The sequence below is a fragment of the Erwinia sp. JH02 genome (assembly GCF_013074405.1).
Classification (GTDB): Bacteria; Pseudomonadota; Gammaproteobacteria; order Enterobacterales; family Enterobacteriaceae; genus Erwinia; species Erwinia rhapontici.
In genome coordinates this window covers 104,153-115,931 of sequence record NZ_JABANZ010000013.1, presented here as the reverse complement: position 1 = coordinate 115,931, position 11,779 = coordinate 104,153, and the positions used below count along the sequence as shown (strand labels likewise).

13 protein-coding genes are annotated in these 11,779 nt (G+C 55.3%); 12 read left to right on the top strand and 1 reads right to left on the bottom strand.

Annotation, left to right across the window (positions count from 1 at the left end):
- The 7 genes from ftsY to HHI26_RS22395 all read left to right on the top strand — a co-directional run.
- Positions 1 to 1,056, top strand: a 1,056-nt coding sequence (gene ftsY / locus HHI26_RS22425) for a signal recognition particle-docking protein FtsY (RefSeq protein ID WP_241008333.1), incomplete at its 5' end; no start/stop codon positions are given.
- 6 nt (positions 1,057 to 1,062) lie between these two features.
- The gene (ftsE, locus tag HHI26_RS22420) at positions 1,063 to 1,731 is read left to right on the top strand and encodes a cell division ATP-binding protein FtsE (protein WP_133846607.1); all 669 of its coding nucleotides are present in this window, start codon (positions 1,063 to 1,065) and stop codon (positions 1,729 to 1,731) included.
- Positions 1,721 to 2,713: a permease-like cell division protein FtsX gene (gene ftsX, locus HHI26_RS22415; RefSeq protein ID WP_133846608.1), complete on the top strand. Its 993-nt coding sequence runs from the start codon at positions 1,721 to 1,723 to the stop codon at positions 2,711 to 2,713. Before ftsE ends, ftsX begins: the two co-directional genes overlap by 11 nt.
- A gap of 295 nt (positions 2,714 to 3,008) precedes the next feature.
- The gene (gene rpoH, locus HHI26_RS22410; RefSeq protein ID WP_133846609.1) at positions 3,009 to 3,863 is read left to right on the top strand and encodes an RNA polymerase sigma factor RpoH; all 855 of its coding nucleotides are present in this window, start codon (positions 3,009 to 3,011) and stop codon (positions 3,861 to 3,863) included.
- 171 nt (positions 3,864 to 4,034) lie between these two features.
- Complete coding sequence (locus HHI26_RS22405; RefSeq protein WP_133846610.1) at positions 4,035 to 4,886, top strand: AraC family transcriptional regulator; 852 nt, start codon at positions 4,035 to 4,037, stop codon at positions 4,884 to 4,886.
- Between the two features lie 161 nt (positions 4,887 to 5,047).
- Positions 5,048 to 5,698 (top strand): AzlC family ABC transporter permease, encoded by a 651-nt coding sequence (locus tag HHI26_RS22400; RefSeq protein ID WP_241008334.1) that lies wholly within the window; start codon positions 5,048 to 5,050, stop codon positions 5,696 to 5,698.
- Complete coding sequence (locus tag HHI26_RS22395) at positions 5,695 to 6,006, top strand: AzlD domain-containing protein (protein WP_133846612.1); 312 nt, start codon at positions 5,695 to 5,697, stop codon at positions 6,004 to 6,006. Before HHI26_RS22400 ends, HHI26_RS22395 begins: the two co-directional genes overlap by 4 nt.
- Here the strand turns inward: HHI26_RS22395 and panM are convergent.
- A complete protein-coding gene (gene panM, locus HHI26_RS22390) occupies positions 5,982 to 6,386 on the bottom strand; it encodes an aspartate 1-decarboxylase autocleavage activator PanM (RefSeq protein ID WP_171149715.1) in 405 nt (134 codons plus the stop codon). The genes HHI26_RS22395 and panM overlap by 25 nt on opposite strands.
- Before the next feature lie 388 nt (positions 6,387 to 6,774).
- On the opposite strand from panM, the gene HHI26_RS22385 reads away from it, so the two are divergent.
- The 5 genes from HHI26_RS22385 to livF all read left to right on the top strand — a co-directional run bounded on the left by HHI26_RS22385 (position 6,775) and on the right by livF (position 11,761).
- Positions 6,775 to 7,890, top strand: a complete 1,116-nt coding sequence (locus HHI26_RS22385; RefSeq protein ID WP_133846614.1) for a branched-chain amino acid ABC transporter substrate-binding protein — start codon at positions 6,775 to 6,777, stop codon at positions 7,888 to 7,890.
- A 194-nt stretch (positions 7,891 to 8,084) separates the two neighbouring features.
- Complete coding sequence (livH, locus tag HHI26_RS22380) at positions 8,085 to 9,011, top strand: high-affinity branched-chain amino acid ABC transporter permease LivH (RefSeq protein WP_133846615.1); 927 nt, start codon at positions 8,085 to 8,087, stop codon at positions 9,009 to 9,011.
- Positions 9,008 to 10,282: a high-affinity branched-chain amino acid ABC transporter permease LivM gene (locus HHI26_RS22375; protein WP_133846616.1), complete on the top strand. Its 1,275-nt coding sequence runs from the start codon at positions 9,008 to 9,010 to the stop codon at positions 10,280 to 10,282. The genes livH and HHI26_RS22375 overlap by 4 nt, the downstream gene beginning before the upstream one ends.
- The gene (gene livG / locus HHI26_RS22370; RefSeq protein WP_133846617.1) at positions 10,279 to 11,046 is read left to right on the top strand and encodes a high-affinity branched-chain amino acid ABC transporter ATP-binding protein LivG; all 768 of its coding nucleotides are present in this window, start codon (positions 10,279 to 10,281) and stop codon (positions 11,044 to 11,046) included. The genes HHI26_RS22375 and livG overlap by 4 nt, the downstream gene beginning before the upstream one ends.
- A gap of 1 nt (position 11,047) precedes the next feature.
- Positions 11,048 to 11,761 carry a high-affinity branched-chain amino acid ABC transporter ATP-binding protein LivF gene (gene livF, locus HHI26_RS22365; RefSeq protein ID WP_062747708.1) on the top strand — a complete coding sequence of 238 codons (714 nt, stop codon included), beginning with the start codon at positions 11,048 to 11,050 and terminating at the stop codon, positions 11,759 to 11,761.
- The last annotated feature ends 18 nt before the right edge of the window (positions 11,762 to 11,779 follow it).

Sequence of the window (11,779 nt, the reverse complement as noted above, 5' to 3'; positions counted from 1 at the left end):
GCCCGTGCTGAAGCCGAAGCGGCAGCCCGTGCTGAAGCCGAAGCGGCTGCCCGTGCCGAAGCCGAAGCGGCTGCCCTGGCCGCTGAGGTTATGGAAGAAGAACTTCAGCCAGTGGTGGAGCAAGTTCGCCCGACCAAAGAAGGTTTCTTTGCCCGTCTGAAGCGCAGCCTGGTCAAAACCCGTGAAAATCTGGGTTCTGGTTTCATCGGCCTGTTCCGTGGCAAAAAAATTGATGACGATTTGTTTGAAGAGCTGGAAGAGCAGCTGCTGATTGCAGATGTTGGCGTGGATACCACACGCCGCATTATTGCCAGCCTGACGGCGCAGGCGAGCCGTAAGCAGTTACGTGATGCCGAAGCGTTGTACGGCCTGCTGAAAAGCGAAATGGCTGAGATTCTTGCTAAGGTTGAAGCGCCGCTGGATGTTACGGGGAAAACGCCGTTTGTTATCCTGATGGTCGGCGTCAATGGTGTGGGTAAAACCACCACTATCGGCAAGCTGGCGCGTCAGTTCCAGGCTGAAGGTAAATCCGTAATGCTGGCCGCAGGCGATACTTTCCGTGCCGCTGCCGTTGAGCAGTTGCAGGTGTGGGGAGAACGAAACAATATTCCCGTCGTGGCGCAGCATACTGGCGCAGATTCCGCCTCAGTGATCTTCGATGCCATCCAGGCTGCGAAGGCGCGCCACGTTGACGTGTTGATCGCCGATACGGCCGGGCGTTTACAGAATAAATCGCACCTGATGGAAGAGCTGAAAAAAATCACCCGCGTGATGAAGAAGCTCGACGAGCAGGCGCCGCATGAGGTAATGCTGACAATCGATGCCAGCACCGGCCAGAATGCCATCAGCCAGACTAAACTGTTCCACGAGGCCGTCGGCCTGACCGGGATTACCCTGACCAAGCTTGATGGTACAGCGAAAGGTGGGGTGATCTTCTCGGTGGCAGATCAGTTCAACATTCCGATTCGCTACATCGGCGTTGGCGAAGGTATTGAAGATTTACGATCGTTTAAGGCTGACGATTTTATAGAGGCACTTTTTGCCCGAGAGGATTAAATTAGGATGATTCGCTTTGAAGAAGTCAGTAAGGCTTATCTCGGCGGTCGGCAAGCGCTGCAGGGGGTAGATTTTCATCTGCGTCCTGGCGAAATGGCGTTTCTGACCGGACATTCCGGGGCGGGGAAAAGTACCTTGCTGAAGCTGATCTGTGGCATTGAGCGCCCGAGTGCCGGGCATATCTGGTTTGGCGGCCACGACATCAGCCGTCTGAAAAGCCGTGAAGTCCCGTTTCTGCGCCGTCAGATCGGTATGATCTTCCAGGATCACCATCTGCTGATGGATCGCTCGGTGTATGACAACGTGGCGATCCCGCTGATTATCAGCGGGGCCAGCGGTGAAGATATTCGCCGTCGCGTTTCAGCCGCACTGGATAAAGTTGGCCTGCTCGATAAAGCAAAAAGCTTCCCGATTCAGCTGTCTGGCGGTGAACAACAGCGTGTGGGCATCGCCCGTGCGGTCGTCAACAAGCCCGCCGTTCTGCTGGCGGATGAACCAACCGGTAACCTCGATGAGGCATTATCAGAAGATATTCTGCGTCTGTTTGAAGAGTTCAACCGTGTGGGCGTCACCGTTCTGATGGCGACGCATGATATGGGACTGATTGGCAGCCGTCAGTATCGACTGATGACGCTAAACCAGGGACGTTTGCACGGAGGTCATCGTGGCGAATAAGCGCAATCCCCGCCCGGCAGCAGCCAAAGCGGTGAAGCAGAAGGTGCCATCTAAAAGCAAAGCGCTAAAAGGCGGATGGCAAGAGCAGTGGCGTTATGCAATGCATGGCTCACTCTCTGACATGTGGCGCCAGCCGCTGGCCACGTTGCTGACAGTAATGGTCATCGCCATTTCTCTGACGCTGCCCAGTGTCTGCTATATGGTCTGGAAAAATGTGAGTCAGGCGGCAGATCAGTGGTATCCCGCCCCGCAACTGACCGTTTATCTGAGCAAAACACTGGATAACGACGCCGCTGAAAATGTCGTGGCGCAGTTGAAAAAAGAAGAGGGCGTCGACAAGGTTAACTACCTGTCACGCGAAGAGGCGCTGGGCGAATTCCGTAACTGGTCTGGTTTTGGCGGTGCGATGGACATGCTGGAGCAGAACCCGCTGCCAGCGGTTGCGATCATTACGCCGAAGCTGAATTTCCAGAACTCATCCACCATGGATAGCCTGCGTGACCGCGTGTCAAAAGTGCAGGGTATTGATGAAGTGAAGATGGATGACAGCTGGTTTGCCCGCCTGGCGGCGCTGACCGGGCTGGTGGGACAGGTTGCATCAATGATTGGTATTCTGATGATTGTGGCTGTGTTCCTGGTGATTGGTAACAGCGTACGTCTCAGTATTTTTGCCCGGCGTGACACCATTAATGTGCAAAAGCTGATCGGTGCCACCGATGGTTTTATTCTGCGACCTTTCCTATACGGCGGCGCACTGTTGGGCTTCTGTGGTGCACTGTTGTCACTGGTGCTGTCTGAAGTGCTGGTGCTGCGGCTTGAGTCGGTGGTGGCTCAGGTGGCTTCTGTGTTTGGCACCACCTTCGGGTTGCACGGTCTGGCGTGGGATGAAAGCCTGCTGCTGCTACTGATTGCCGCAATGATTGGCTGGGTGGCCGCGTGGCTGGCAACGGTACAACATTTACGCCGATTTACGCCTCAGTAACCCCTTTACACGTTTTTTTGATATAATCTTCCTCTGCTGCGTGAGAGTTTACCGCAGAGGAAGTTCATCAACTTGTCACTTCCCCCTGCGATTCTGCTCCTTTCATGCGCCGCATATTATGTGTAAAACCTCCACTAATCTGATTGAACTTTTGGGTGGTTTTAGCATCATAGTAGGCAGATTTAGACCCAAAGCTTCGCACAGATTGCTTTCGATTTTTGTCGGCAATTCGCGTAGTGTAGTCAGCGCGTCAGGGACTGGCGCTGTCACCACGCTTAACACAGAGAGGATTTGAATGACCAAAGAAATGCAAACTTTAGCTATTGCTCCCTTAGGCAACCTGGATGCGTACATCCGGGCAGCTAATGCCTGGCCTATGCTGACGGCAGAAGAGGAAAAAGCGTTGGCTGAACAGCTGCATTACCAGGGCGATCTGGAAGCAGCTAAAACGCTGATCCTGTCTCACCTGCGCTTTGTCGTTCATGTTGCTCGTAACTATTCTGGTTATGGCCTGCCGCAGGCAGACTTGATCCAGGAAGGTAACATCGGCCTGATGAAAGCTGTGCGCCGTTTTAACCCGGAAGTAGGGGTGCGCCTGGTGTCCTTTGCTGTGCATTGGATCAAAGCCGAAATTCATGAATACGTTCTGCGTAACTGGCGTATTGTGAAAGTTGCCACCACCAAAGCACAACGTAAGCTGTTCTTTAACCTGCGTAAAGCTAAGCAGCGTTTGGGCTGGTTCAACCAGGAAGAAGTCGAAATGGTGGCGCGTGAACTGGGCGTCAGCAGCAAAGACGTGCTGGAAATGGAATCGCGCATGGCCGCGCAGGACATGACCTTTGACCCAACGCCGGACGACGAAGGCGAAGGGCGTTCAATGGCGCCGATGCTCTACCTGCAGGATAAGTCTTCCGACTTTGCGAATGGTATTGAGGAAGATAACTGGGACGATCACGCGGCTGATAAGCTGAGTGATGCGATGCTGGGGCTGGACGAACGCAGTCAGCATATTATCCGCGCCCGCTGGCTGGACGACGACAACAAAACCACCCTGCAGGAGCTGGCCGATCAGTACGGCGTTTCCGCAGAGCGTGTGCGTCAGCTTGAAAAGAACGCGATGAAGAAACTGCGTCTGGCGATTGAAGCCTGATAGCACCTTCTGTCTGGACAGGCCTGTTGGCCCTGACGTTAAAAACCGCCTTTCGGGGCGGTTTTTTGTTTTCTGCTGGCGTGCAAAACAAGAAATTTCCCCGCCGCTGACGTAAAGTGAGGGTTTTAACCCTGAGCAAAGAGCAATTTTGTTCTACTACCCGGAATGAAAATGGACGCAAACGCTGCCCCCGAAGAGAAGGCCACGCTGTTTTGCTTCGAGGAATTTGATGGACTGAGCATGCTGGAGGCGAATTATCACCGCCGTCGTTTCCCGCGCCATGTGCATGAGACCTTCTGCGTTGGGGTGATAGAAACCGGTGCGCAGCGCTTCTGGCGATCCGGGGGAGACCATGTTGCGCCCAGCGGTGACATTATTCTGGTCAATGCCGATGAAGTGCACACCGGCTGTTCGGAAGTCGCTGGCGGCTGGTCGTATCGTGCAATTTATCCGCATCCCGACCTGTTTGCGCGGCTGGCGGCCGTGTCAGGCAGCGATGCAGGCCCGGTCCCGTGGTTTCCTGATGCGGTGCTGCACGATCCGGCACTCTCTGCTCAGCTGCGGCTGGCTTTCTCGCTGTTGCCGCAGCCGGGCAACAGCCTGCTGAAAGAGTCATTATTGCTGACGGCATTTTCCTGGTTGATGGTTCGTTACAGCCGGACGCGTCCCGCGACGCTGGTGATGCCCGAGGCTGGTCGGGCGCTGTTACCGGTGAAGGACTTAATGGCGGCGGCTCCAGAACAGAACTGGTCACTGCAACAGCTGGCCGATGTTGCCGGGCTCAGTCCGTGGCATTTTCTGCGTCAGTTTAAAAAGAGCACGGGTATGACGCCACACGCCTGGCTGGTGCAGGCACGCCTGCGTAAAGCACGTGAACGGCTAGGGCGCGGGGAAACGCTGGCTCAGGTCTCTACGCTGTGCGGATTCTCCGATCAGAGTCATTTCACTCGTCATTTCAAAAACTCCATGGGCGTCACACCCGGCGACTATCTGCGGGCAATAAAACCGGGAGCATCGCGCTAATTCCCCGCGCAATTTTATTCAATCCTTCATCCCGTCACGTCTTCACACTGCTCCCTGATTTTATTCAGAGGAGCACATTATCTATGTCAGACACACTAAGTTCACCCCAGCCGCCGCAAGATGCTCATTGCTGGTCTGGCTTTTTTACCGGCGCAGTGAATATGCTGCCGCTGTGCCTGTCTGTGGTGCCCTGGGGGATACTGTCCGGATCGATGGCAGTGCAGTCCGGACTAACGTTACCGCAAAGCGTCGGGATGTCGGCGCTGGTCTTTGCCGGGGCGGCGCAGTTAGTCACGCTAGGCCTGCTGACCTCTGGCGCCGGAGTCACCACCATCGTACTGTCGGTGTTTTTCATCACCTCACAGCACTTTCTTTATGCACTCAGCCTGCGCGATACCGTGTCGCGCTTTCCGGCCCGCTTCCGCCTGCCCACGGGCTTCCTGCTGTGTGATGAACTGTTTGCCCTGAGCAGTGGACAAAAGGCAGCACGATCCCTGACGCCGGGTTACCTGCTCGGTGCCGGACTGACCTTTTACCTCTGCTGGAATCTGTTCAGTCTGGCCGGAATATTACTGGCGGCCTCGATCCCTGATCTGTCGCGTTATCATCTTGATTTCTCGATTGTCGCGACCTTTATTACCCTTGTGGTGCCGATGATAAAGCGCCTCAGCGTACTGGCTGGTGTACTGAGTTCACTGGTGCTGTCGATGGTCTTCAGCCTGATGCAGGTCGACGGGGCGGTGATGCTGGCGGGATTAACGGGTATGGCGATAGCGGTGATGGTGGCGCGTGCCCGGGGAGAAGTGCAATGAGCTGGCTACTGTTGCTCAGCCTGGCAGGGTTGGTGTTTTTCAATCGTTATCTGTTTCTGGAGCCGCGCGTGCCTGTCCGGTTACCGGCGCCGTTGCGCCAGGCGCTAAACTATTCCGCCCCTTGTCTACTGACGGCAATCTGTGGGCCGATCATTTTGCTGCAAGACGGTATGCTGCGCAGTCTGCCGGATAACCCTTACCTGTCAGGTGCCGTTGTTGGGGTGGTTATCGCGGCATGGGTAAGAAATATGATTTTCAGCGTGCTGCTGACCCTGCTGGCGTTTTATCTGCTCTGCTGGCTGTTATAAGCCCACTCATCGTTCTGCTGTGTAAACCCGGCCGCCTGCATAAAGGCGGCTATGACCACGGGGTCTGAGGTGCCATCCCCGGCAACCGACCAGTGCTGTACTGCCGGGTTTTGTGCCAACACCTCTTCTACTAAGTAAAGGCCGACACCGCGTCTGCGGGTAACTTCACGCACATCGAGCTGCGATAATCGCCCCTCACTGTCCGTGATCTCGACGTTAACGGCTGCCAACAGCCGATCGTTAAAGCGTGCCGCATACAGTTGATGTTGTTCGTTCAGTGTGGCTTCCAGCACCTGAGTCTCAAGCTCAGGCCAGATTTTTTTTAAATCACTGCGATCCTGCTCTGAGAACTGTTGCAGGCGGATGATAGTCAGTTTCATCGGAATAACCCGTACGTGAGAAAGGCATATTGTAGCGAAGTTGACCATACTATAACGTGTTAGTTTTTGCGTACAAAAACGAGGCGATGTGTTGAGTCTCTGTCCTATATGCCGAGTAAATCATTGTTGATGATTTATCAGCCAGCATAAACTCCTGGGTATTCGGCTAAAATGCCACCGTTCGTGTTAGTGAATTGTCCTGTGGCTCCCGCTATTTACTGAATATGTCAGTTGATTTACAGCAGAATATTCCTGTTTAATAACCTGAAATTTAAAGCCTTATTCATAAAAAATGCCGGTAATCACTCTAACTCGTTCTTAGTTAAGCGTTTATCGCTGATTACACGGCACATAATAAATAGTAACCACAACAGATGGGGTAGTTCGGATGAAAATGAGTAAAGGTAGTGCGTTCCTGGCGGGCTGTGTTGCCCTGGCAATGAGCCATGCAGCAATGGCAAAAGACATCAAAGTGGCCATCGTGGGTGCGATGTCCGGCCCGGTGGCCCAGTATGGCGACATGCAGTGGACAGGTGCGCAGCAGGCCATTGCCGATATCAACGCTAAAGGCGGTGTTAACGGCGACAAACTGGTCGCAGTGAAGTATGACGACGTTTGCGATCCTAAGCAGGCGGTTGCAGTCGCCAACAAAGTGATTAACGACGGTATCCGTTACGTCATCGGCCACCTGTGCTCTTCTTCTACCCAGCCTGCTTCTGATATCTATGAAGATGAAGGTGTGCTGATGATTACCCCGGCAGCAACCGCACCAGACCTGACCAGCCGTGGCTATAAGCTGATTATGCGTACGACCGGTCTTGACTCTGACCAGGGTCCGACCGCCGCAAAATACATCCTGAGCGAGATTAAACCGCAGCGTATTGCCGTGGTTCACGATAAGCAGCAGTACGGTGAAGGCCTGGCGCGTTCCGTACAGGACAGCCTGAAAAAAGCGGGCGGCAACGTGGTGCTGTTTGAAGGTGTGACCGCAGGCGACAAAGATTTCTCTACGCTGGTGGCGCGTTTGAAGAAAGACAACGTCGACTTCGTCTATTTTGGCGGTTACCACCCGGAAATGGGTCAGATCCTGCGCCAGGCACGTGCGGCCGGTCTGAAAACCCAGTTTATGGGCCCGGAAGGTGTGGGTAACGCTTCCCTGTCGAACATCGCGGGTGCGGCTTCCGAAGGGATGCTGGTGACGCTGCCAAAACGTTATGACCAGGTGCCTGCCAACAAACCTATCGTTGATGCGCTGAAAGCGAAAAAAGAAGACTCTACAGGTCCATTCGTCTGGACAACCTACGCTGCCTTGCAGTCACTGGCCGCCGGTATGGAGCGCAGCAAGAGCGCAGAGCCGGAAGCTATCGTGAAAAACCTGAAAGAAGGCGCAGCAGTACCAACGGTGATGGGTGACCTCAACTGGGATGAGAAGGGCGATCTGAAAGGCTTCGAGTTTGGTGTATTCAAGTGGCACGCTGACGGCTCTTCCACTGCCGTGAAATAAACCAGGCTGCGGGTCAGGCGTGCCTGGCCCCTACGGAATAATGCAGATCCGTGGGGTAACCCGGTGAATCCCCGGAATAACGGGTATCCTTGGGGTAGCTCAGCGCATCCCCGTAGGGGCCGGGCATGCCCGGCCCTTTGTCGTTTTCATCCACCTGCACCCGCTGTGCAGGTGGATTCGTAAGGTATTAAGGTATGTCCGAGCAGTTTCTCTATTTCTTGCAGCAAATGTTCAACGGTGTGACGTTGGGCAGCACCTATGCGCTGATCGCCATTGGTTACACCATGGTGTACGGCATCATCGGCATGATTAACTTTGCCCACGGCGAAGTGTATATGATCGGCAGCTACGTCTCGTTCATCGTCATCGCCGCATTGATGATGATGGGGATTGATGCCAGCTGGCTGCTGATTGGCAGCGGCTTCGTTGTCGCCGTGGTGATCGCCTCCTGTTATGGCTGGAGCATTGAGCGCGTGGCGTATAAGCCAGTGCGATCGTCGAAGCGATTGATTGCCCTGATCTCCGCCATCGGGATGTCAATCTTCTTACAAAACTACGTCAGCCTGACCCAGGGCTCGCGCGATCTCGCGCTGCCAAGTCTGGTGACCGGACAGTGGACGATTGGCGAAAGCAATGGCTTTGCAGCGACCATTTCCACCATGCAGATCGTGATCTGGAGCGTGACGTTCCTCGCCATGCTGGCGCTGACGATATTTATCCGCTACTCACGTATGGGCCGTGCCTGTCGCGCCTGTGCTGAAGATCTGAAAATGGCCAGCCTGCTGGGCATTAACACCGACCGGGTGATCTCACTGACCTTCGTGATTGGTGCGGCAATGGCGGCGGTGGCCGGCGTGCTGCTGGGCCAGTTCTACGGCGTGATCAGCCCTTATATCGGTTTTATGGCCGGGATGAAAGCCTTCACCGCTGCCGTACTGGGTGGCATCGGGAGTATTCCTGGTGCGATGATTGGTGGTCTGATTCTGGGGATTGCAGAAGCCCTGACCTCGGCCTACCTCAGCACGGAATATAAAGATGTGGTGTCGTTCGCGCTGCTGATTGTGGTGCTGCTGGTGATGCCTACCGGTATTCTGGGTCGTCCGGAGGTTGAGAAAGTATGAAAAAGCTCAACCTGCTTAACGCCCTTGTCTCATCGCTGATGCTGTTGGTGTTGGCGGCATTCTTTATGGGCATGCGGCTGGATCTTGATGGCACCAAACTGGTGGTTAATAACGCGGGCAACGTGCGCTGGAACTGGATTGCGCTGGGTTGTGGTGTGGTGTTTCTGTTCCAGCTGCTGCGCCCGCTGGTGCAGAGCAGCCTGAAAAAAGTCTCCGGCCCGTCGCTGGTCCTGCCGGGGATTGATGGTTCAACCCCGAAGCAAAAACTGTTCCTGCTGGCTTTAATTGTTGCCGCCGCCGTGTGGCCGTTCCTGGTGTCACGCGGCACGGTGGATATCGCCACACTGACGCTGATTTACGTCATGTTGGGCCTTGGCCTGAACGTAGTGGTGGGGCTGTCGGGGTTGCTGGTGCTGGGTTATGGCGGTTTTTATGCCATCGGTGCCTACACCTTTGCGCTGCTCAACCACTACTATGGCCTGGGGTTCTGGGAAAGCCTGCCGCTGGCAGGTCTGGTCGCTGCGGCGTTTGGTCTGCTGCTGGGCTTCCCGGTACTGCGTCTGCGCGGTGACTATCTGGCGATTGTTACCCTCGGTTTCGGTGAAATCGTGCGCATTCTGCTGCTGAACAATACAGAGATTACCGGTGGCCCGAACGGCATCAGCCAGATCCCGAAACCTTCTCTCTTTGGGTTGGAGTTTAACCGCAGCGCACGTGACGGCGGTTGGGATACGTTCCATAACTTCTTCGGCCTGAAGTATGACCCGAGCGACCGTATTATCTTCCTGTATATGGTGGCGCTGCTGCTGGTGGTGATCACGCTGTTTGTGATCAACCGTCTGCTGCGTATGCCACTGGGGCGCGCGTGGGAAGCCCTGCGTGAAGATGAGATTGCCTGCCGCTCGCTGGGCCTCAGCCCAACGCGCATCAAGCTGACCGCCTTCACCATCAGTGCGGCCTTTGCCGGTTTCGCTGGCTGCCTGTTTGCCGCCCGTCAGGGCTTTGTCAGCCCGGAATCCTTCACCTTTGCCGAGTCGGCGTTTGTGCTGGCGATCGTGGTACTGGGCGGCATGGGATCGCAGTTTGCCGTGATTCTTGCCGCGATCCTGCTGGTGGTGTCACGTGAACTGATGCGCGATCTTAACGAGTACAGCATGCTGGTGCTCGGTGGCTTAATGGTATTGATGATGATCTGGCGTCCACAGGGACTGTTGCCGATGAAGCGCCCGCATCTGAAGTTGAAAACGGCAGAAAAAGGAGACCAGGCATGACTCAGCCTCTGTTAGCCGTTAATGGCCTGATGATGCGTTTTGGTGGTTTGCTGGCCGTCAATAATGTGGAACTGGAGCTGCGCCCGCAGGAAATCGTCTCGCTTATCGGCCCGAATGGCGCTGGTAAAACCACGGTGTTTAACTGCCTGACGGGGTTCTATCGCCCGACGGGTGGCTCCATCACGCTGGGGGACAAGCAGCTTGCGGGTCTGCCCGGGCAGAAAATCGCACGCATGGGGATTGTCCGTACCTTCCAGCATGTGCGCCTGTTCCGCGAGATGACGGTGATTGAAAACCTGCTGGTTGCCCAGCATCAGCACCTGAAAAGCGGCGTGTTCTCGGGTCTGTTGAAAACGCCAGCCTTCCGCAAAGCGGAAAGCGAAGCGCTTGATCGCGCAGCCACCTGGCTGGACCGTGTCGGGTTGCTGGCGCTGGCTAACCGCCAGGCGGGTAACCTCGCTTACGGGCAGCAACGCCGTCTTGAGATCGCCCGCTGCATGGTGACGCGTCCGGAAATCCTGATGCTGGATGAACCGGCAGCCGGCCTGAACCCGAAAGAAACTCACGAACTGGATGAGCTGATTGCGGAACTGCGCAACCAGCACAACGTTTCGGTACTGTTGATTGAACATGATATGAAACTGGTAATGGGTATTTCTGATCGTATTTACGTGGTCAACCAGGGAACGCCGCTGGCTAACGGTACGCCGGATGAGATCCGTAATAACCCGGACGTGATCCGTGCTTATCTGGGAGAAGCATAATATGAGTCAGGCTATGCTTTCCCTGAATAATATCAGTGCGCATTACGGCAAAATACAGGCGTTGCACAATGTCAGTCTGCATATTAATCAGGGCGAAATTGTCACCCTGATTGGTGCGAACGGTGCGGGTAAAACCACCATTCTCGGGACGCTGTGCGGGGAACCGCGTGCCACCGAGGGGTCAATTACCTTCGACGGTAAAGACATTACCGACTGGCAGACGGCGCGTATTATGCGTGAGGCGATTGCCATTGTGCCGGAAGGGCGTCGCGTCTTCTCGCGTATGACGGTGGATGAGAATCTGGCAATGGGCGGTTTCTTTGCCGAGCGTCAGCAGTATCAGCAGCGCATCAAACGTGTGTATGAGCTGTTCCCCCGTCTTTATGAGCGCCGTGTACAGCGTGCCGGCACCATGTCTGGCGGTGAACAGCAGATGCTGGCCATTGGCCGTGCGCTGATGAGCCAGCCGCGTCTGTTGCTGCTGGACGAGCCATCGCTGGGCCTGGCCCCGATCATTATCCAGCAGATTTTCGACACCATCGAACAGCTGCGTCAGGAAGGCATGACGATTTTCCTCGTTGAACAGAATGCCAACCAGGCGCTGAAGCTGGCCGACCGGGGCTACGTGCTCGAAAACGGTCATGTGGTGCTGGAAGATACCGGGGCTGCATTGTTAGCCAATGAAGCGGTACGTAGTGCGTATTTAGGCGGTTAATGTCCGGGGCGGGCATGC